The 22845-nt window shown below is 75.0% G+C and carries 4 protein-coding genes; all 4 read right to left on the reverse strand.

Annotated elements, in window-relative coordinates; genetic code table 11:
• Nucleotides 1-55 precede the first annotated feature (55 nt).
• Genes O7611_RS17075 through O7611_RS17090 form a run of 4 tightly spaced genes read right to left on the reverse strand, consistent with a single transcriptional unit; the run spans nt 56 to nt 22639 of the window.
• Nucleotides 56-1279 carry a cytochrome P450 gene (locus tag O7611_RS17075; protein ID WP_194798983.1) on the reverse strand — a complete coding sequence of 408 codons (1224 nt, stop codon included), beginning with the start codon at nt 1277-1279 and terminating at the stop codon, nt 56-58.
• Nucleotides 1276-8454, reverse strand: coding sequence for a non-ribosomal peptide synthetase (locus tag O7611_RS17080; RefSeq protein ID WP_269697201.1), 7179 nt, complete (start codon nt 8452-8454; stop codon nt 1276-1278). The genes O7611_RS17075 and O7611_RS17080 overlap by 4 nt, the downstream gene beginning before the upstream one ends.
• On the reverse strand, nt 8451-16337 hold the full coding sequence (locus O7611_RS17085; protein WP_269697202.1) for a non-ribosomal peptide synthetase: 7887 nt from the start codon (nt 16335-16337) through the stop codon (nt 8451-8453). Before O7611_RS17085 ends, O7611_RS17080 begins: the two co-directional genes overlap by 4 nt.
• Entirely contained in the window at nt 16334-22639 is a 6306-nt protein-coding gene (locus O7611_RS17090; protein ID WP_332367421.1) for an amino acid adenylation domain-containing protein, read from the reverse strand. The genes O7611_RS17085 and O7611_RS17090 overlap by 4 nt, the downstream gene beginning before the upstream one ends.
• Between the last annotated feature and the right edge of the window lie 206 nt (nt 22640-22845).

The following is a 22845-nucleotide window of genomic DNA, read 5'->3' on the forward strand; positions in this document are numbered from 1 at the left end:
ATCCCGGCCGGGCGGCCGGGGGGTGTGCGGCGCGGGCCCGGACGGCCCGCGGGTGTCAGAGCCGGACCGGCAGCGCGGCGAGGCTGCGGTTGAGCAGCGACGGCTGCCACCGCACCTCGGTGCCGGCGGGCGCCAGGCCGGGCGCCGCGGCCAGCAGGTCGGTCAAGGCGGCGCCGGCGACCAGCCGGGCCAGCGGGGCGCCCAGGCAGAAGTGCCCGCCCTGCCCGAAACCCAGGTGCGGGTTCGGGTGCCGGCGCAGGTCCAGCTCGTCCGGGCGGTCGAAGCGGGCCGGATCCCGGTTCGCCCCGGCGGTGACCACGTAGAGCCGCTGGCCGGCGCGCAGCCGCTGCCCAGCCAGCTCGACGTCGTCCTTGACGTGCCGGATGGACATCTTGGACGGCCCGTCGAAGCGCAGCAGTTCCTCCACCGCCACCGCGGCCAGCTCCGGTTCGGCCCGCAGCAGGGCGAGCTGGCCGGGGTGGCGCAGCAGGTTCCAGGTGCCGACCGCGATCAGGTTGCTGGTGGTCTCGCCACCGGCGAACGCCACGTGGGTTAGCATGGCGACGAACTCGTCCTCGCTCACCGAGTCGCCCACCAGGCCGTTGGCGAGCGCCGCGCTGATCAGGTCCTCGCGGGGCGCGGCCCGCCGGGCCCGCACCAGCACCCGCAGGTAGTCGAACAGGTCCAGCAGCGCCTGCTGCGAGCGCTCGTGCTCCTCCGGCGACTGCACCGAGCCCAGGGCCAGGTCGCCCACCTCGATCGCCCAGCGCTGGAACATCGCGGTGTCCTCGGCCGGCACGCCCATCCAGGCCGCGGCGACGGTCGCCGGGAGCGGGCGGGCGAAGTCGGCCACCAGGTCGATGGTGCCCTCGCCGCCCCCGGCCCGGGCGGCCAGCCGGCTCACCGCCTCCTGCACCATCGGGCGGTTGCGCCGCACCTGCCGGGCCCCGAACGCGCCGCGGAAGACGCTGCGCAGCCGGCGGTGCTCGGGCGGGTCCACGAAGACCATCCAGCCGGCCATGATGGAGAACGCCCGGGCCGCCTCGGGGCTGAGCAGTTCCAGCGGCGTCCGGGCCAGCATCGGGCTGATCCGGTCCGCGGAGATCTCCGGCATCGTGTAGCAGGCGGCGGCGGGCTCGTAGCCGGTGACCAGCCAGGCCCGGTGCACCGGGCTCCAGTGCACCGGTTCGGCGGCCCGCAGCGCGGCCAGGTACGGGTACGGGTCGGCGACAAGGTCGTCGTCCAGCAGATAACGGTCGGTCAGGATCGCGGTGCTCATGCCGTACGCTCCAGCAGCTCGGCGGCGAGGGCGGCGACGGCCGCCACGCCCGGTTCGGTGACCATGCTCCGGTGGGTGCCGGGCAGGTGGTGGACGGTGAGCGCGTCCGGGAACATCTCCCGGCAGCGCCGCTCGTAGGCGGACCCGTTCTCCCCGGCGACCACCGAGGGGCGGCCCGGTCCGGCGGTGGCCGCCTCGGCGGTGACCAGCAGGTGCGCGGGCCCGCGGTAGGGCTGCGGGCGGTAGCCGGCGGCGGCGCGCAGCAGCGCCGTCCACATCGCCACCGGCCAGTCGGCGCCCAGCGCCGCCTCGGACTCGTCGACGCCGGCCGCCAGCAGGGTGGCCACCAGCTCGCGCTCCTGGCTGAGCCGGGCCGGGGTGCCCGGTGTCAGCTCCCGGATCGCGGCGCGCATCGCGACCGCCCGGTCGAGCAGGTCCAGCGCCTCGGTGACGGCGAACATGCCGGTCTCGTCCGGCACCGCCGGTTCGAGCAGCAGCAGGACGTCCGCCTGCTGGCCGGCGGCGGTCAGCCGGATCGCCATCTCCTGGGCGATGTTGGCGCCCATCGACCAGCCGAGGAGCGCGTACGGGCCGTGCGGCTGGTGCGCGCGCAGCTCACGCAGGTAGTCGTCGGCCAGGCCGGTCATCGTGTCGGCGTCGACGCCGCCGTCGATCCCCCGGGCCTGGAGGCCGCGCACCGGGCGGCCGGCGGGCAGCGCCTGCGCCAGCGGCAGGTACCAGGCGACGCTGCCGCCGCTGGGGTGCACGCACCACAGGGGGCGCAGGCCGGGGTCGCCGTCGCGCAGGGTCACCACGACACCGCCCTCGTGCCGTACCGCCGCTCCTTCCGGACCGCGGTCGCGGGCGGCGATCGCGGTGGCCAGCGCCGCGACGGTCGGGTGCTCGACCAGGTCCGCCACCCCGACCGGCAGGCCCAGGTCGCAGGCGCGGGCGGCGAGCCGCACGATGGCCAGCGAGTGCCCGCCGAGGTCGAAGAAGTCGTCGTGCACGCCGACCCGGTCCAGTCGCAGCGTCTCCGCCCACAGCTTCGCCAGCGTCGCCTCGACCTCGGTGCGCGGCTCCACGTACGGGCGTTCCGGCGCCGCCGTCGGCTCCGGCAGCGCGGCCCGGTCGAGCTTGCCGTTGCCGGTCACCGGCAGCGCGTCCAGCGCGACGAACGCGGACGGCACCAGGTAGGCGGGCAGCCGCTCGCGCAGCCAGCGGCGCAGCACGTCGGCCTCGGGCAGGTCCAGCCCGGCGACCGGCACCAGGTACGCGACGAGCCGGGCGTCGCCGGGCTCGTCGGCGCGGGCGGCCACCGCCGCCATCGCCACGTCGGGACGTGCGGACAGCGCCGCCTCGATCTCGCCGAGCTCGATGCGCCGGCCGCGGATCTTGACCTGTCCGTCGACCCGCCCGCCGAAGTCCAGCGTGCCGTCGGCCCGCAGGCGTCCCCGGTCGCCGGTGCGGTAGAGCCGCCGCCCGCCACCGGCCGGGTCCGGCACGAACCGGTCGGCGGTCAGCCCCGGCTGCCCGAGGTAGCCGCGCGCCAGCGCGTCGCCGCCCAGGTAGATCTCGCCGGCCACGCCGACCGGCGCCGGGCGCAGCGCGTCGTCGAGCACCAGCACAGTGGTCCGGGCCAGCGGCCGGCCGATCGGCACGCTGACCGCGTCCGCCGGCAGGTCACGGACCTGGTGCGCGGTGACGACGAAGATCGTCTCGACCGGGCCGTACCCGTTCACCAGGCGCAGGTGCGGCCAGCGCGTGGCCAGGTCCCGGCAGTGCGGCGCGGACGCCGCCTCCCCGCCGAAGACGATCTGCCGCAGCTCGCCCAGCTCCGCCGGCACCTGCTCGACCGCCAGGTTGAACAGGGTGGTGGTGAGGAACGCGGTGGTCACGCCGTGCCGGCGGATCGCGGCCACGATGCCGGCCGGGGTGAGCGGTTGCGCCGGATAGAGCGCACAGGTGCCGCCGTGCAGCAGCGGGCCGAAGATCTCGAACAGCGCCGCGTCCCAGTTGACGCTGCTCAGGTGCAGCACCGTCTCGTCCGGGCCGAGGTGGGCGAAGTCCTGCCCCAGCAACGAGTCCACGATCGCCCGGTGGGTCACCGCGATGCCCTTGGGCCGTCCGGTGGAACCGGAGGTGTAGAGCACGCAGGCCACGTTGTCGGCGTCCGGCCCCGGCGCCGGCGGCCCGGCCGGCTCCCCGGCGAACGTCTCCTCGGCCAGCGTGACCACGGCCCCGGCCGGCACCTGGTGCCGCCAGGCCGGCTGCGCCAGCACCAGGTCCGCCCCGGCGTCCGCCGCGAGCAGTTCCAGACGGGCGCGCGGGTCGCGCGGGTCCAGCGGCAGGTACGCCGCGCCGGACTTGAGGATGCCGAGCATGCCGACGATCAGGTCCACCGAGCGTTCCGCGCAGAGCCCGACGACCCGCTCCGGGCCGGCGCCGTGCCGCCGCAGGTGGTGCGCGACGCGGTTGGCGCGCGCATCCAGCTCGGCGTAGCTCAGCGTCGTCCCGTCGAGGACCAGCGCGACCCGCTCCGGCCCGGCGGCGACCCGGGCGGCCAGCACGTCGACCACGCTGCGCGGGTCCGCCGCGGCGGCCGCGGCCGGCGTCCGGGTCGCGCCGTCGGCGGCCGGCAGACCCGGCGCCGCCTGCGGGTCGGCGACCATCGCGGCCAGCAGCGCGCAGTACGCGTCGGCGAGCCGCTCCACCTCCCCCGGTGACATCCGCCCGGCGTCGGCCTCGACGGACACGCCCTGCGGGCCGGTGGTGACCATCAGCCCGAAGTTGGTGCGGGCGATCTCCTCGATCTCCTGCTTGTGCTCGCTGCCCAGCGCGTGGAAGTGCACGTAGTTGAAGGCGGTGTCGACGAGCACCTCACCGGCCCACCGGCCGCGCTGCACCTCGGCGAGCGGGAACCGGCGGTGCGGCAGCAGGTCCCGTTCGGCGGCGAACACGTCCCGGAGCAGCCCCAGCCAGGTCGTCGCGGACGACCGGACGCCGAAGGGCACCACGTTGAGGAACAGGCCGCGCATGCCCTCCGCGCCGGCCCGCTCGGGCCGCCCGTTCGTGGCGAAGCCGGTCGAGTACGCCTCGCCGTCGGCGAGCTGCCCCATCAGGTGGTAGTAGGCGGTGAACAGGACCGTCTTGCGGGGCACCCCGGCGCGGGCGGCCAGCGCGTCGATGCCGTCGCGCAGGTGCGCGTAGTCGCGTACCACCTCGCACGTCGACTTGTCGGCGGGTGCCGCGCCGACCGAGCGGGGCACCCGTACCGGCGGGAACCGCTCCACCATGTCGTCCCAGAACGCCCGGGCCGCCGGGTCGTCCACCGCGGCGCGTTCCAGCGCCACGTACTCGGCGAAGCGCGGCACCGGACCGGCCGCCGGCTCCGGGCCCGCGCCGGTGACCGCACGGCGGTGCCGGTCGACCAGCTCGGCGATGAGCGAGGTCAGGCTCCAGCCGTCCAGGACGGCGTGGCAGTCGGTGATGGTGAGCCGGTACTCGGCGTCGTTCAGCACGTGCACGTGCAGCCGGATCAGCGGCGGCTCGGCCAGTTCGAACCAGCGCACCGACTCGGCGTGCAGGTACTCCCGGACCCGCCGGGCCTGCTCCGCCCCGGTCAGGCCGCGCAGGTCGTCCACCCCGACCGGCAGCGCGGCCCGCTCGTGCACCAGTTGCAGCGGCTCCTCGTAGGAGCTCCAGTCGAAGCCGGTGCGCAGGATCTCGTACCGGTCGGCCACCGCGTCCGCCGCGGCCTGCATGGCGGCGGCGTCGAACCCGGCCGGCTCCTGCACCCGGAAGCTGGTCACGTTGTGGTACGCGCCCTTGCCGGCGTCGGCGAGCAGCTCGTAGAGCATGCCCTGCTGCATCCGGGTCAGCGGGTACGCGTCCGCCAGGCCGGCGGGCAGCCGGTCCCGGTCGGCCGGCGCGACCATCGCGAACGGCTCCACCGGCCCGGCCGCGGCGGAGCCGCCGTCGGCGGCCGCGTCGACGGCCCGGGCCAGCTCGCCGAGTGCCTGGTGGGCGAAGACGTCGCGCAGCGCCACGGTGAGACCGCGCCGCTCGGCGAGCCCCACCACCCGCAGCGCGAGGATCGAGTCCCCGCCCAGGTCGAAGAAGCGGTCGGTGACGCCGACCCGGTCCACCCCGAGGGCGGCGCACCACACCTCGGCCAGCGCCCGCTCGGTGGGGGTGGCCGGTGGGACGTACTCGCGGGTGGCGTCCAGCGCCGGGCCGTCGGTGTCGGGCAGCGCCCGCCGGTCCACCTTGCCGTTCGCGGTCAGCGGCAGCGCCGGCAGCACGGTGAACGTGGCGGGCACCATCGCCTCGGGCAGCCGGTCGCGCAGCCAGCGCCGCAGTTCCTCACCGGTCAGCCCGGCACCGACCACCAGGTACGCGTGCAGCCGGTGCTCACCGCTGCGGGTGCCCCGGGCCACCACGGCGGCCTGCGCGACGGCGGGATGGCGCAGCAGCGCGGCCTCCACCTCGCCCAGCTCGATCCGGTGCCCCCGGATCTTCACCTGGTCGTCGGCGCGTCCCCGGTACTCCAGTTCGCCGCCGGGCAGGTGACGCGCCCGGTCGCCGGTGCGGTAGAGCCGCGCCCCCGGGACGGTGGAGAACGGGTCCGGCACGAACCGCTCCGCGGTCAGCCCCGGCCGGCCCAGGTAGCCGCGGGCCAGTCCGGCGCCGCCGACGTACATCTCGCCGGTGGCCCCGATCGGGACCGGCCGCAGGTGCCGGTCCAGCACGTGCACGGTCAGGTCGCCGAGCGCCCGCCCGATCGGGGAGACGGCGTCGCCGGTCAGGTCCGCGGCGGTCACCAGGCGGTGGGTGACGTGCACTGTGGTCTCGGTGATGCCGTACATGTTCACCAGCCGCACCCCGGCGCCCGGGCCGTCCAGCCAGCCGTCCAGTTCGGGCAGGTCGAGCTTCTCGCCGCCCAGCACCACGTGCCGCACGCCCAGGCCGGCCAGCGGCCGGTCGCCGAGCGCCGCGCGCAGGTTGCGGAACGCTCCCGGGGTCTGGCTGAGCATCGTCACGCGCTCCCGTGCCAGCAGGCCGGCGAAGCGCTCCGGGTCGCGGGCGGTGTCCCGGTCGACGAGCACGACGGTGCCGCCCCGGGTCAGCGCGCCCCACAGCTCCCAGACCGAGAAGTCGAAGGCGTACGAGTGGAACAGGCTCCACACCCCGCCCGGCGGCAGGTCCAGCGCGTCCACGCAGGAGTCGAGAAGGCGGACCACCTGCCGGTGCGCGACGCCCACGCCCTTGGGCCGGCCGGTGGAGCCGGAGGTGTAGATGACGTACGCGAGGTGGTCGGCGTCGGTGACCGCCTCCGGATCCGTCGTCGGCTCACCGTCGAGCGTGTCCAGGCGCAGCACCCCGGCCGGCGCCACCGGCACCCGGTCGGCGAGCTCCGGTGAGACGACGGCCAGCCGTACGCCCGCGTCGGCTACCACGTACGCGAGCCGGTCCCGCGGGTGCTCGGGGTCCAGCGGCACGTACGTCCCGCCGGCCTTGAGGATGCCGAGGATGCCGACGGCCAGGTCGGCGTCGCGGCGCACGCAGAGCGCCACAGTCGTCTCCGGTCCGACGCCGGCCGCACGCAGCCGGTGCGCGAGCTGGTTCGCCCGTGCGTTCAGGCCGGCGTAGTCGACCCGCTGCTGTCCCGCCACCACCGCGATCCGGTGCGGGTCGGCGGCCACGTGGCGGGCGAACCGCTCGTGCAGCAGGTCCGGCGAGGGGTACTCGCGGACCGGGGCGGTCCAGCCGGCGATCAGGTGCCGCTCGTCGGCGGGCAGCAGGTCCAACTCGGCCAGCGGGGTGTCCGGGTGGGCGACCGCCTGTTCCAGCAGCCTCAGGTACTGCCCCGCCCAGCGCCGCGTGGTCTCCGGGTGCCACAGGTCCGCCCGGTGGAAGAAGGCGGCGGCCAGCCCGTCGGGACGGCGCGCGGTCTGCAGCATGAGGTCGAACTTGACCGCGTCGAGGTCCAGGTCGAACCGCGCGCCGCTGACCGCGCCGAGGCGTACCGGGCGGTCGTCGGCGTCGTCGTCGAGGCTGAACATGGCCTGGAACAGGGGTGTGCGGTCGAGGCTGCGGTCCGCGCCGACCCGGTCGACGACCCGCTCGAACGGCGTCTCCTGGTGGTCGTACGCCCCGAGGGCGTCGGCGCGGACCCGGTCGAGCAGGTCGCCGAAGGACGGGTTCCCGGCCAGGTCGGCCCGCAGCACGAGCGTGTTCACGAAGAAGCCGACGACCTGTTCGACCTCCGGCCGGGTCCGGCCGGCAACCGGGGTGCCGACACCGAAGTCGACCTGCCCGCAGAGCCGGGACAGCAGAACCTCGAACGCCGCCAGCAGGACCATGTACAGGGTGGCGCCGCGCTCCTTGGCGAGCTGCTCCAGCGCGGTCACCAGCTCCGGCCCGACGGTGAAGTCGCAGGTGGCCCCGGCGGTGGAGCGTCCGGCCGGGCGGTCGCCGTCGGTGGGCAGCGCCAGCGGCGGCAGCCCGCCCAGCCGGTCGGCCCAGTACGCGAGGTCCCGCTCCACCCGCTGCTCGGTGGCGGTGCGGCGCTGCCAGGCCGCGTAGTCGGCGTACCGCACCGGCGGCTCGGGCGACGGGTCGCCGGTGTAGAACGCCTCCAGGTCGCGGACCAGCACGCCCATCGACCAGCCGTCGGCGACGATGTGGTGCAGGGTCAGCAGCACCACGTGGTCGGTGGGCGTGAGCCGCCACCCGGTGACCCGGAACAGCGGGCCGGTCTCCAGGTCGAACGGCTCCCCCGCCGCCGCCCGGGCCGCGGCGGCGACCTCGGCGGCGTCGGTGGCGACCCGCCAGTCGACGCCCGCCCAGCCGTCCACGATGTCCTGCCGGACCACCCCGTCGACGACGGTGAACCGGGTACGCAGCGACTCGTGCCGCCGGACCAGGGCCGCGAACGCCGCGTCGAGCCGCTCCCGGTCCAGCGGCCCGGTGAGCCGCCACGCGACGGGGATGGTGTACGCCGCGCCGGCGCCGTCGAGCCGGTCGAGGAAGACCAGGCGTTCCTGCCCGAAGGAGACCGGCAGGTCGCGGGTGCCGCTGCCCCGGATGATCCCGGCCGGGGCGGTCGCGGGGGCCGCTCCGGCGAACCGCCGGCGGAGCAGCTCGTGCTGGGCGGGGGTGAGGGCGGTCATCGGGTCTCCTCCAGTTTCCGGGCGAGCCGGGCGATGGTGCGGGCTTCGAAGAAGGCGCGCAGGGTGATCGGGGCGGCCAGCCGGTCGCGCAGCCGGGAGATGACGCGCAGCGCGGTGAGCGAGTGGCCGCCGAGGGCGAAGAAGTCGTCCTCGACGCCGACGTCGGGCCGGTCCAGCAGCTCGGCCCAGATCTCGGCGACGACCCGCTCGGTGCCGGTGCGCGGGGCCACCCGGTCCACTGCGGGCCGCCCGGCCCGGATCTCCGGCAGCGCCGCCCGGTCGACCTTGCCGTTGCCGAGCAGCGGCAGGGCGTCGAGGAGCAGCAGCTCGGCCGGGATCATCGCGTACGGCAGGCGGTCCTCCAGGTGGCGGCGCAGATCCGCCTCGGTGACGCCGGCGCCCGGGATCCGCTGGGCGTAGCCGGCCAGCCGCCAGCCGTCCGGCCCGTCCGGGCGGGCCACCACGGCCGCGGCGCCGACCGCGGGGTGAGCGGCCAGGGCGGCCTCCACCTCGGCCGGTTCGACCCGGACGCCGCGTACCTTGACCTGCCGGTCCAGCCGGCCCCGGAACTCCAGCGTCCCGTCCGCCAGCAGGCGTGCCGCGTCGCCGGTGCGGTACATCCGCGCGCCGGGCGGTCCGGCCGGGTCCGGCAGGTACGCCGCCGCGGTCAGGCCGGGCCGGTTGCGGTAGCCGCGGCTGACCCCGGTGCCGCCGATGTGCACCTCGCCGAAGACGCCCACCGGCACCGGGCGCAGCGCCTCGTCGAGCACCCGCACGTACGTGCCGGGCATCGGCACGCCGATGGTGACCGACTCGTGGGGCGTCCCCGGGTCGAGGTCGGCGACAGTGGTGGTGACGGTTGCCTCGGTGGGGCCGTACTGGTTGACGACCCGGCGCAGCGCGGGCAGCGCGGTGTGCACCTTGGCGAGCAGCTCCGAGGTGCACGGCTCGCCGCTTAGCACCAGCAGCCGCAGCGCGGGCAGCGTCGCCGCGGCGACGTCACCGGTGTCGAGGAGCTGGTGCAGCAGCGACGGGACCATGCTCAGCAGCGCGGTCGGCGCGGGCCGGCCGGGCAGGTCGGTGGCGATCGTGGACAGGTCGGAGCGTTCGGCGATCAGGACCGTCGCGCCGACGGTGAGCGGGCCGACGCAGTCGCGCAGGAACGCGTCGAACGCGGGCGAGGCCCGTTGCAGGACGACGTCGTCGGCGCCCAGCAGATAGTGGGCCAGGATGGTGTCGAGGTACGCGGTGACCGCGCCGTGCTCGGCCAGCACGCCCTTGGGCCGTCCGGTGGATCCGGAGGTGTAGACCAGGTAGGCGAGCCGGGCCGGGTCGGCGGCGACGGCCGGCGGGTCGGCCGGCAGGACTTCGGTCCGGCTCCGGGCCAGCGTCTCCGGGTCGAGCACCAGCCGTACCCCGGCGTCGTCGGCGAGTTGCGCCAGGCGGCGCGGCGGCAGGTCCGGGTCGAGGCCGACGAACGCCGCCCCGGCCTTCCAGACGCCGAGCACGGCGACCACCGTGTCGACGCCGCGGGGCAGCCGCAGGCCGACCCGGTCCTCCGGGCCGACGCCCCGCGTGCGCAGGTGGTGGGCCAGCTGGTCGGCGCGCCGGTCCAGCTCCGCGTAGGTCAACTCGCCGCCGGGGCCGACCAGCGCGGTGGCGTCCGGGGTGGCTCGCGCCTGGTCGGCGATGCGGTCGGGCAGCGACCGGAACGGCGTGGCCGGCCGGGTCACCGCCGCCGGCGCGACCGGGTCGGCCAGCGGCAGGTCGCCGATCCCGGCCGCCGGGTCGGCGGCCACGGCCCGCAGCACCCGCTGGTACGCCCCGGCCATCCGCCGGATCGTGTCGGCGTCGAAGATGTCCGTGGTGTAGTCCAGCGAGCCGGTCAGCCCGTCCGGGCCGTGCACCAGCTCCAGCGTCAGGTCGAGCTTCGCGGCGCCCCGGTCGACCGGGTGGACGGCGCCGGCGGCGGATCCGAGCCGTAGCGTGTCGAGCGTCCAGTCGTTGTAGCTGAACAGCGCCTGGAACAGCGGCGACCGGCTCAGGTCCCGGTCCGGGCTCAGCTCCTCGACAAGCCGCCCGAACGGCAGCTCCTGGTGCTCGTACGCGGCGAGCGCGTCGTCGCGGACCCGGCCGAGCAGCTCGGTGAAGGTGGGGCGGCCGGTCAGGTCCGCCCGCAGCACGAGCGTGTTGAGGAAGAACCCGACCACGTCGCGGACCTCCGGTCGGTCCCGCCCGGCCACCGGCGTGCCGACGGCGAAGTCGGTCTGGCCGCTCCACCGGCCCAGCAGCACCTGGTAGGCGGCGAGCAGCGTCATGAACAGCGTCGCGCCGTGCGCGGCGCCGAGCCGTTCCAGCGCGGCCACGGTGTCCGGCTCGACGTGGAAGCCGACGCTCGCGCCGGCGCCGTCGCGCACCGCCGGCCGCGGCCGGTCGGTGGGCAGTTCCAGCGTCGGCAGGCCGGCCAGCCGCTGCCGCCAGTGGGCCAGCTCCCCGCGCAGCCGGTCACCGGCGAGCCGCTGCCGCTGCCAGGCGGCGAAGTCGGCGTAGCGAACCGGCGGCCGGGGCAGGGCGGTCCCGTCGTACCCGGCCTCCAGCTCTCGGACCAGCACCGCCGCCGACCAGCCGTCGGAGACGGCGTGGTGCATGGCGAGCAGCAGCAGGTGGACGTCACCGGCGTGCCACAGCACGGCCCGGAACAGCGGGCCGGTGGTCAGCGCGAACGGCCGCCGGGCCTCCCGGGCCAGCGCGTCCGCCGCCTCGGCCTCGGTGGCGGCGACGCGCCGGTCCAGGCCGTCCCAGCCGGGCAGCACGTCCTGGCGGACCACGCCGTCGGCGAGCGTGAAGCGGGTACGCAGCGACTCGTGCCGGTCGACGAGCGCGTCGAGCGCGGCGGCCAGCCGGCCGGCGTCGAGCGGTCCGGTCAGCCGCCAGGCCAGCGGGATCGTGTACGCCGGGCCGGCGCCCTCCAGCCGGTCGAGGAAGACCAGCCGTTCCTGCCCGAAGGAGACGGGCAGCCCGGTGGTGGCGGTGTCCCTGCCGATCGGGGTGACGAGCGGCTCGGCCTCGTCGAGCAGGCGGGCCAGCCCGGCGATGCTGCGGGCGGTGAACAGGTCCCGGAAGGTGAGTTCCCGGCCGGTGCGCGCGGCGACCGCGCCGACCACCTTGATGGCCAGCAGCGAGTGTCCGCCGAGGGCGAAGAAGTCGTCGTCCATGCCCGGGTCGGCGACGCCGAGCACCTCGGCGAAGATCTCCGCGAGGTGCCGTTCCAGTTCCGTGGCCGGTTCGCGCCGGCCCGCGCCGGCGGCGTACGACGGTTCGGGCAGGGCGGCCCGGTCGACCTTGCCGTTGCGGGTCAGCGGCAGCTCGTCGAGGACCACCACGGCGGCCGGCACCAGGTACGCCGGCAGCGTCCGTCCGAGGTGGGCCCGCAGGTCGCCCAGTTCCGCCGGGTCGGCGGCGACGTACGCGACCAGGCTGAGCACACCCGCCCGGTCGGGGCGGGCGAGCACCACCGCGTCGCGGACCGCCGGGTGGCGGCGGACCGCCGTCTCGATCTCGCCGGGCTCGACCCGGAACCCGCGGACCTTCACCTGGCCGTCGGCCCGGCCGACGAACTCCAGCACCCCGTCGGCGGTCCAGCGCACCAGGTCACCGGTGCGGTAGACCCGGCCTCCCGGCGCGCCGAACGGGTCCGGCAGGAACCGCTCGGCGGTGCGGGCGGGCGCGCCGACGTACCCGCGGGCCAGCCCGGCGCCGCCGAGCATCAGCTCACCGACCACCCCGACCGGGACGGGCCGCAGCGCCGGGTCCACCACGTACGCGGTGGTGTGGTGCATCGGGCGGCCGATCGGGACGCTGCCCGCGCCGGCCGGCGCGGTGACCTGGTGCCAGGTGCCGAAGGTGGTGGACTCGGCCGGGCCGTACATGTGCAGCAGCCGGCCGGGGCCGCCGTGGGCGAGCAGGCCGTCCACCGCGGCCGGGTCGGCGGCCTCCCCGCCGAACAGCACGTGCCGCAGGCGGCCCAGGACGTCCGGGCGTTCCCGGGCGACCTGGTGGAACAGCGCGGTGGTGAGGAACAGCGTGGTGACCCGGTGCCGCGCCAGGTGCGCGGCCAGGGCGGCGGTGGACAGCGCCACGTCGGGCGGGGTGACCACGAGCGTCGCACCGGCGACCAGGGTGGCCCACACCTCGAAGGTGGCCGCGTCGAAGACCGGGTTGGCGGCGAAGGCGACCCGGTCGTCCGGCCCGAGGGTCAGGTACCCGCCGTCGTGGACGGTACGGACCAGACCGCGGTGGGTGATCCCGATGCCCTTGGGGCGGCCGGTGGAGCCGGAGGTGTAGACGACGTAGCCGAGCTGTTCCGGGTCGACCGGGATCGCCGGGTCGGTCGCCGGCCGCCGGTCCACCTCGGCGGCGTCGCGGACCAGGTCCACGACGCGGCAGTCCAGGCCCGCGCCGTCGTGGTGCCCGCCGCCGGTGACGAGCACCGTGGCGCCGGTGTCGGCGATCATGTGCCGGCTGCGCCCGGCCGGCTGGTCGGCGTCCAGCGGCAGGTAGGCGCCGCCGGCGCGGAGCACGGCGAGCTGCGCGCGGACCAGGCCGGCGCCGCGGGGCAGGCTGACCGCCACCACGGTCTCCGGGCCCACGCCGAGGGCGATCAGGTGGTGGGCCAGCCGGTTCGCCTGCCGGTCCAGTTCGGCGTACGTCCACACGACCGGGCCGTCGACCACGGCGGCACGGTCGCCGCCGGTGGCGACCCGGTCGGCGACGAGGTGGTGCAGCGGCCGGGCGGGCAGCTCCGGTGCCGCGGCGGTGCCCGCCGCGCGCAGCGCGTCCCACTCGGCGGGGTCGACGGCCGGCCAGTCGCCGAGCCGGGTGCCGGGGTCGTCGGCCAGCGCGTCGAGCAGCCGGGCGTACGCACCGGCGAGCCGGTCCACGGTGGCCGGGGTGAACAGGTCGGTGGCGTACTCGAACAGACCGGTGAGGGTGCCGTCGGGCGCCTGGTCGACGAAGAGGGTGAGGTCGAACTTGGCGGTACGCCAGCCCAGCGGCAGCTCGGTCACGGTCCGCCCGGGCAGCCGCAGCGCGGTCACCGCGGTGTCCCGCAGCGCGAACATGGTCTGGTAGACCGGGGTGCGGCTGAGGTCCCGCTCGGGCCGCAGCTGCGCGACCACCTGCTCGAACGGCACGTCCTGGTGGTCGTAGGCGCCCAGGGTGGCCGCGCGGACCCGCCCGACCAGCTCGGTCAGCGTGGGGTCGCCGGTCAGGTCGGCGCGGACCGCGAGCGTGTTGACGAAGAAGCCGACGACGTTCTCCAGCTCGCCGCGTGTCCGGCCGGCGACCGGGGTGCCGACGGCGAAGTCGTGCTGGCCGCTCCACCGTCCGAGCAGCGCCTGGAACGCGGCCAGCAGGACCGTGTGCACTGTGGTCCGCTGCTCCCGGGCCAGCGCGGCGAGCCGGGGCAGCGCGTCGTGCGGCAGCGCGAAGCGGTGGGTGGCGCCGTCCGCGCCGAGCACCGCCGGCCGGGGCCGGTCGGTGGGCAGTTCCAGCGCGGGTACGCCGTCGAGCGTGTCGCGCCACCAGTCCAGTTCGGCGGCGACGCGGTCCGGGCTGAGGTCGGCGCGCTGCCAGCGGGCGAAGTCGGCGTAGCGCACCGGCGGTGCGGGCGGCGTCGCGCCGGCGTACAACTCGGCGAGTTCGCGCGCGACGACGCCGAGCGACCAGCCGTCGGCGACCAGGTGGTGCAGCACGAGCAGCAGCACGTCGTGCCCGGGCAGGCGGACCAGCGTGGCACGCCACAGCGGCCCGGCAGCCAGGTCGAACGGCTCGCGGATCAGCGCGGCGGCCGCCTCGTCGGTCCAGGCGGCGGCGTCGAGCCGGGTCAGCGCGACGGTGGGCTCCGGGTCCACCACCGGGGTGTCGCCGGTGAAGCGGGTACGCAGCGCGTCATGCCGGGCGGCGAGCCGGTGCAGGGCCCGGCGCAGCGTGTCCTCGTCGAGGTACCCGTCGACGCGCCAGGCGACCGGGATGACGTAGCTGGGGCTGTCCGGATGGATGCGGTGCAGGAACAGCAGCCGCTCCTGGCCGAACGACGCCACCGCCGGGGCGTCGTCGGCTCCGGCGACCAGTGCCGGCGCCGGGTCGGTGGCGGGCGCGTCCGCGACGGTCTCGGCCAGGGCGGACACGGTAAGTCCTTCGAACAGGTCGCGCAGCGACACCTCCACGCCCAGTTCCTCGCGCAGGCGGGCGATCAGCCGTACGGCAAGCAGGGAGTGCCCGCCGAGGGCGAAGAACGTGTCGTCGACGCCGACCCGGGCGACGCCGAACACGTCGGTCCAGACCTTGGCGAGGCGTTCCTGGACCGGGTTCTCCGGGGCCCGGTACGCCACGGCCATGTCCGGGCGGTCCGGGGCGGGCAGCGCCTTTCGGTCCAGCTTGCCGCTCGGGGTCAGCGGCAGCTCGGCCAGCGGCACGAACGTCGACGGCACCATGTAGCCGGGCAGCCGTCCGGCCAGCCGGTCCCGCAGCTCGCCGACGTCGAGACGGTCCCCGACGACGTAGGCGACGAGGCGCTTCTCGGCGGCCTCGCCGGTGGCCACCACCACCGAGGCGCGTACGCCGGGCTGGTCGTCGAGCACCGCCTGGATCTCGCCCAGCTCGACCCGGTTGCCGGCGAGCTTGACCTGCTCGTCGACCCGGCCGAGGTAGTCGACCACGCCGGGTCGGTGCCAGCCGGCCAGGTCGCCGCTGCGGTACATCCGCCCGCCCGGCTCGCCGTGCGGGTCGGGCAGGAACCGCTCGGCGGTCAGGCCCGGCCGGCCGACGTAGCCGCGTGCGAGCTGCACACCGGCGAGGTACAGCTCTCCCGGGTCGTCGCCGGTCACGGGACGCAGTTCGGGGTCCAGGATGTGCAGCTGGGTGTTGTCGACGGCCGCGCCGATCGGCACACTCGCCCCGGTCCACTCCGGCCGGCAGGCCCAGGCGCTGACCTCGATGGACGCCTCGGTCGGGCCGTACAGGTTGTGCAGTTCGACGTCGGGCAGGACGCGCAGCACCCGGTTCTGCAGGTCGGTGGGGAGCGCTTCGCCGCTGGCGAGGATGCGGCGCAGGCTGTGGCATTCGGCGACGCCGGGTTCGCCGGCGAACAGCGCCAGCATGGTCGGGATGAAGTGCACGCTGGTGATCTCCCGGCTGCGGATGATCTCCACCAGGTACCGGGTGTCCCGGTGCCCGCCGGGCCGGGCGAGGATCAGCCGCGCGCCGACGGTCAGGGGCCAGAACAGCTCGTGCACGGACACGTCGAAGGCGTACGGGGTCTTCTGGAGCACCCGCTCGTCGGAGGTCATGCCGTACTCGTGCTGACCCCAGCGCAGCCGGTTGACCACGCCCCGGTGCTCGACGACGACGCCCTTGGGCCGCCCGGTCGAGCCGGAGGTGTACATGACGTAGCAGGCGTTGCGCTCGTCCACGGCGACGTCGCACGGCTCGGCGGACTCGTCGGCCGTGTCGGCGACAGTCAGTTCCGGCAGGCCGGGCAGGCCCAGGTCGACGTCCATGCCGGGGCCGCGGACCACTGCCACCGCGCCGGCCTGGCCGGCCATGTAGGTCAGCCGGTCGGTGGGCAGCTCCAGGTCCAGCGGCAGGTACGCCGCGCCGCTCTTGAGGACACCGAGCAGGACGACCAGCAGGTCCAGGGACCGCTGGGCGCCGACGGCGACGACCGTCTCGGGCCCGGCGCCGCGGCGGCGCAGGGCGTGGGCGAGCCGGTTCGCCCGCCGGTCCAGCTCGCGGTAGGTCAGCTCCGCGCCCTCGAACTCCAGGGCGACCGCGTCCGGGGTACGCCGGACCTGCGCCTCGACCAAGCCGTGGATGGTGCTCATGCCTGCTGCTCCTTCAGTGCCTGCTCGACGTCCTCGTCGCTCATCGCGGCGATCTCGGCCATCAACCGGTCCTCGACTGCTACCGCGAGTCGCGCCACGGTGGGCTGTTCGAAGAGGGTGCGGACGGCCACCTCGCAGCCGAAGACCGCGCGCAGCCGGATGGCGACCCGGGTGGCGAGCAGGGAGTGGCCGCCCAGGTGGAAGAAGTTGTCGTGGATGCCGATCCGGTCGACGCGCAGCACCTGCCGCCAGACGTCCGCGATCGCCTCCTCGGTGGGCGTACGCGGCGGTTCGGTGTCGGCGCCGGGCGCGGCCCGGTAGCCGGCCGGGTCGGGAAGCCGGTCCCGGTCGACCTTGCCGCCGACCGTGCGCGGCAGTTCGTCGAGGACGATGACCACGGCGGGCACCATGAACCCGGGCAGCCGCTCGCCCAGCCGGTCGCGCAGGTCGTCGACGGAGACCGCGTCGCCGGCCAGGTAGGCGACGAGCCGGTCCTGCCAGGCGATGACCACGGCGTCGCGTACGCCCGGGTGTTCCCGCAGGCGGGCCTCGACCTCACCCACCTCGACCCGGAACCCACGCACCTTCACCTGACCGTCGGCCCGCCCCCGGAACTCCAACTGCCCGTCCGCACGCCACCGCACCAGATCCCCGGTCCGATACAACCGGCCACCCGGCTCACCACCGAACGGGTCCGGCACGAACCGCTCCGCCGTCGCACCCGGCCGGCCCAGATAACCCCGCGCCAACTGCGTGCCACCGACGAACAACTCACCCACCGCACCCACCGGCACCTCGGCCAGCGAACCGTCCAGCACGTACAACGCCCGGTCCCCCACCGCCCGGCCGATCGGCACCGCGCCGTCCACTGCGGACGGCACGTCGTAGACGGTGGCGCTGATCGTGGTCTCGGTCGGGCCGTACGTGTTGACCACTGCGACGTCCGGGTGGTGCCGCCGCCACCAGGCCAGGTCGGCCGGGCGTACCTCGTCCCCGCCGAGCACCAGCAGGCGCAGCGCGGCCGGGCTCCAGGTGGGCGCGGAGGTGCCGTCGGCGGTGACCTCGGCGATCAGCTCGGTGAGGTAGCCGGGGACGACCTCCATCACCGTCACCCGGTGCCGTTCCACGTCGGCGACGAGCTGGGCCGGGGCGACCAGGCCGTGCTCGGGCAGCACCAGCGCGGCCCCGCAGGTCAGCGCCGGGAAGATCTGCTCGATCGAGGCGTCGAAGGCCAGCGCGGCGAACTGCAGCACCCGGTCGGCCGGCCCGAGTCCGAACCGGCGTCGCATCCGGGACACGTGCGCGGCCATCGCCGCCCGCGACACCCCGACACCCTTCGGCCGTCCGGTCGACCCCGACGTGTAGATGACATACGCCAACTGCCCGCCGTCCACCGGCACACCCGGGTCGTCGTCCCGGCCACCGTCCGGCAGCTCGCCGTCCAGCACCACGCTCACGCCGAGGTCGGAGGTCAGCAGCTCCCGCCGCTGCGCCGGCCAGGACGGGTCGATCGGCACATACGCCCCACCCGCCTTCAACACACCCAACACCGCCGCCAGCATGTCCACCCCACGCGGCAACCGGACACCCACAAGCGACTCCGGACCCACACCACGGCCCCGCAACCACCACGCCACCCGATTCGCCCGCGCGTTCAACTCCCCGTACGACACCACCCCACCAGCAGCAACCACCGCCACCGCACCCACACCACGACGCACCCGCTCCTCGAACCCCACCACCGGATCCACCACCCGGCCCACCACCTCCGGCGCACCGAAACGCCGCAACACACCCCGCTCCCCCGACGGCAACCCCAACCCACCAACCCGCACACCCGGATCAGCCACCACCGCCACCAACAACTCCCGACACCGACCCACCAACCGACCGATCGACACCGCATCGAACAGATCCGTCCGGTACTGCACGAAGCCGCCGGCCGCCCCGGGGTCGGTGGTGAAGGTGACCATCAGGTCGAACTTGGTGACGTCGAACGGGATCTCGGCGGGACGCAGCCGCGCGACGCCGAGCCGGGGCGCCGCGATCGAGCGCACCTCCAGGTCGAACATGGCCTGGAACAGCGGGGACCGGCCGGCCTCCCGGTCGGGGCGCAGCTCCTCCACCACCCGCTCGAAGGGGAGCTCCTGGTACTGGTAGGCGTCCAGCGCCCGGTCACGGACCCGGCCGAGCAGCTCGGTGAACGTCGGGTCGCCGCTCAGGTCGGCGCGCATCACCAGTGTGTTGACGAAGAAGCCGATGACGTTCTCCACCTCGGGCCGGGTACGCCCGGCCACCGGCACCCCGACGCCGAAGTCGTCCTGCCCGGTCCAGCGAGCCAGCACCGCCTGGAAGGCGGCCAGCAGCGTCATGTAGAGCGTGGCGCCGTGCGCGCGGCCGATCCGCTCCAGCGCGGCCACCAGTTCGGGGTCCAGGGTGAACTCGTGGGTCGCGCCGGCCCAGGACGGGCGGGCCGGCCGGGGCCGGTCGGTGGGCAGCTCCAGCGCGGGCAGGCCGGCCAGCCGCTCCCGCCAGTGGGCCAGTTCGGTGTCGAGCCGCTCGCCGGTGAGTTCCCGGCGCTGCCAGCCGGCGTAGTCGGCGTACTGCACCGGCAGTTCCGGCAGCGACTCCCCGGCGTACGCGGCGCCCAGTTCGCGTACCAGCACGCCCATCGACCAGCCGTCGGAGACGATGTGGTGCATGGCCAGCACGAGCAGGTGGTCCTCCGGCCCGAGCTGCCAGACCAGGGCCCGGAACAGCGGGCCGGACGCCAGGTCGAACGGGCGGTGCAGCTCCCGCTCGGCCTGCGTCACCGCCTCGGTGTACGGGTCGGCGGCGGATCGGGTGTCGTACCAGTCGGCGGTCACGTCGCCGATGGCGGCGACCCGCTGCACCGGCTGCGTGTCGACCACCGGGAAGGTGGTCCGCAGCGACTCGTGGCGGTCGACGAGCTGCCGCAGCGCCCGGTCGAGCCGGTCCCGGTGCAGCGGTCCGTCCACCCGCCAGGCCAGCGCCGCCATGTAGTCGGGCGCGTCGGGCTCCAGCCGGTGCAGGAACCACATCCGCTCCTGCGCGAACGAGAGCGGGAAGTCGCCGCTGCGCCGGAGCCGGGTGATCGCGGGCGCGGCGCCGGCGGTGGACGCGGGCAGCGCGGCGGCGAACTCGGCGATGGTCGGGTGGGCGAAGAAGGTCCGCACGTCGACGGGACGGTCGAGCGCCTTCACCAGGCGGGCCACCGCGAGGGTGGCGAGCAGGGAGTGGCCGCCCAGGTCGAAGAAGTCGTCGTGGATGCCGATCCGGTCGACCCGCAGCACCTGCCGCCAGACGTCCGCGATCGCCTCCTCGGTCGGGTTACGCGGGCCCTCGAAGCCCACGCTCACGTCCGGACGGTGGCCCTCCGGGTCCGGGAGCCGGTCCCGGTCGACCTTGCCGCCGACGGTGCGCGGCAGTTCGTCGAGGACGATCACCACCGCCGGCACCATGAACCCGGGCAGCCGCTCGCCCAGCCACCGCCGTACCTCGTCGGCGGTCACGCCGTCCGCGGCCAGGTAGGCGACCAGGCGGTCCTGCCAGGCGATGACCACGGCGTCGCGTACGCCCGGGTGTTCCCGCAGGCGGGCCTCGACCTCACCCACCTCGACCCGGAACCCACGCACCTTCACCTGACCGTCGGCCCGCCCCCGGAACTCCAACTGCCCGTCCGCACGCCACCGCACCAGATCCCCGGTCCGATACAACCGGCCACCCGGCTCACCACCGAACGGGTCCGGCACGAACCGCTCCGCCGTCGCACCCGGCCGGCCCAGATAACCCCGCGCCAACTGCGTGCCACCGACGAACAACTCACCCACCGCACCCACCGGCACCTCGGCCAGCGAACCGTCCAGCACGTACAACGCCCGGTCCCCCACCGCCCGGCCGATCGGCGGCGTGCCGGTGAGGCCCGGCGGAAGGTCGGCGACCGTCGTGGTGACTGTGGTCTCGGTCGGGCCGTACGCGTTGAGCACCGTCACGTCGGGGCACCGGGACGCGAAACGGTCCACGTCGCCGGGGCGGACACGGTCGCCGCCGAGCACCATCAGCCGCAGGTCTCGCGGCACCTCGCCGTCCCGTTCGGTCAGCTCGGCGACCAGCTCGCCGAAGTACGCCGGCGGCAGGTTGGCGAGCGTCACGCCGTGCCGGGCCAGCAGCGGCAGCAGGGTGGCCGGGGCGACCAGGCCGTGCTCGGGCAGCACCAGCGCGGCCCCGCAGGTCAGCGCCGGGAAGATCTGCTCGATCGAGGCGTCGAAGGCCAGCGCGGCGAACTGGAGCACGCGGTCGGCCGGCCCGAGTCCGAACCGGCGTCGCATCCGGGACACGTGCGCGGCCATCGCCGCCCGCGACACCCCGACACCCTTCGGCCGTCCGGTCGACCCCGACGTGTAGATGACATACGCCAACTGCCCGTCCGCGACCGGCACACCCGGGTCGTCGTCCCGGCCGCCGTCCGGCAGCTCGCCGTCGAGCAGGAGTTCGAGCCCGGCGTCCGCGCGGACGACGTCGACCCGCTCGGCCGGCCAGGACGGGTCGATCGGCACATACGCCCCACCCGCCTTCAACACACCCAACACCGCCGCCAGCATGTCCACCCCACGCGGCAACCGGACACCCACAAGCGACTCCGGACCCACACCACGGCCCCGCAACCACCACGCCACCCGATTCGCCCGCGCGTTCAACTCCCCGTACGACACCACCCCACCAGCAGCAACCACCGCCACCGCACCCACACCACGACGCACCCGCTCCTCGAACCCCACCACCGGATCCACCACCCGGCCCACCACCTCCGGCGCACCGAAACGCCGCAACACACCCCGCTCCCCCGACGGCAACCCCAACCCACCAACCCGCACACCCGGATCAGCCACCACCGCCACCAACAACTCCCGACACCGACCCACCAACCGACCGATCGACACCGCATCGAACAGATCCGTCCGGTAGACAAGCGTCATGGCGAGTTCGTCGCCGCGCGGCTGGGCGAACAGCGACACCGCGAACAGCGCCTTGGGGCGGTCGGTCTCGAAGTCGGTGAAGCGCAGCGGTCCGGCCGAGGGGCCGTCGCCCGGCACGTTCTGCATCGCGAACCAGGCGTCGATAAGCGAGTCGGTGTCCGGCCGCTCGGGCCGCAACTCGCGGACCACCCGCTCGTACGGGACCTCCTGGTGGTCGAGCGCGTCGAGGGCGTCGTCGCGGACCCGGCCGAGCAGCTCGGCGAACGTCGGGTCGCCACTCAGGTCGGCGCGCGTGACCACCGTGTTGACGAACAGTCCGATGAGGTTCTCCACCTCGGGCCGGTCCCGGCCGGCCACCGGCGAGCCGATGCCGAAGTCGTCCTGCCCGCTCCACCGGCCCAGCAGCACCTGGAACGCGGCCAGCAGCGTCATGTAGAGCGTGGCGCCGTGTTCCCGGCCGACGCGGTGCAGGCCGGCCACCAGGTCCGGGCCGAGGACGAACTCGGTGGTCGCCGCCGCGTGCGACGGTCGCTCCGGGGCGGGCCGGTCGGTGGGCAGGGTCAGCGCGGGCAGGCCGGCGAGCCGGTCACGCCAGTAGTCCAGGTCGGCGCGGAGCCGGTCGCCGTCGAGCTCGCGGCGCTGCCGCTCGGCGTAGTCGACGTACCGGACGGGCAGGTCGGGCAGGGTTTCCCCGGCGTACGCGGCGGCCAGCTCGCGGGCCAGCAGGCCGACCGACCAGCCGTCGGAGGCGATGTGATGCGTCGCCGCCAGGACCACGTGCTCGGTGTCGGTGAGCGTCCAGACGACGACCCGCAGCAGCGGTCCGGTGGCCAGGTCGAACGGCCGCTCCGCCTCGACCTCGGCCGCCCGGGCGACCTCGGCGGCCGAGCCGGCGGTGCGCCAGTCGACGGGGGTGCCGGCCGATGGCGGCAGAACGACCCGGGGCATGCCGTCGCGTTCCACGAAACGGGCGCGCAGCGCGTCGTGCCGGTCGACCACCGTGTCCACCGCCGTCTGGAACCGTTCCCGGTCGAGCCGGCCGTGCACCCGCCACATCGGAGTGGTGACGTACGCGGTGTCGCGACCACCGGCCAGCCGGTCGAGGAACCACATGCGGTGCTGGGAGAACGACGGAGAGTAATCAACCTGGACACAGTTCTCTAGCTGGCGCAATTCGAATTCTCCTCGACTGGAAACCGGCAGGCGACAAGCGATTACCGACGCATGCGAGTTGCGTCGGCGCGCAATTCGGTCAGACATCCCGAAGCGCCATGCCCATTCATTCACCCATCGGGCGAAATGCATGGCAAGGCGGAAAACGGTCGCATGCACGACCTATTCCACCGCTCGCACTGATCAGAGGTAGGGCCTGGCTGGACGCCATCCCACGTAGCCGTATGTCGGATTTGGTCCCGCTACGACCACAAACGAGAGATCACAGAATCACTCCCAAGCGACCTTTACGATCCTTAAGTTCGTTTCCGGACGCAGATCCCCCGACACCTCCGGAC

Source organism: Micromonospora sp. WMMC273 (assembly GCF_027460285.1).
Classification (GTDB): domain Bacteria; phylum Actinomycetota; class Actinomycetes; order Mycobacteriales; family Micromonosporaceae; genus Micromonospora; species Micromonospora aurantiaca.

Coding starts and splice junctions, on each gene's coding strand:
- O7611_RS17075 (WP_194798983.1), bottom strand. CDS start 1,279: ATGAGCACCGCGATCCTGACCGACCGTTATCTGCTGGACGACGACCTT.
- O7611_RS17080 (WP_269697201.1), bottom strand. CDS start 8,454: ATGACCGCCCTCACCCCCGCCCAGCACGAGCTGCTCCGCCGGCGGTTC.
- O7611_RS17085 (WP_269697202.1), bottom strand. CDS start 16,337: ATGAGCACCATCCACGGCTTGGTCGAGGCGCAGGTCCGGCGTACCCCG.
- O7611_RS17090 (WP_332367421.1), bottom strand. CDS start 22,639: ATGCATTTCGCCCGATGGGTGAATGAATGGGCATGGCGCTTCGGGATG.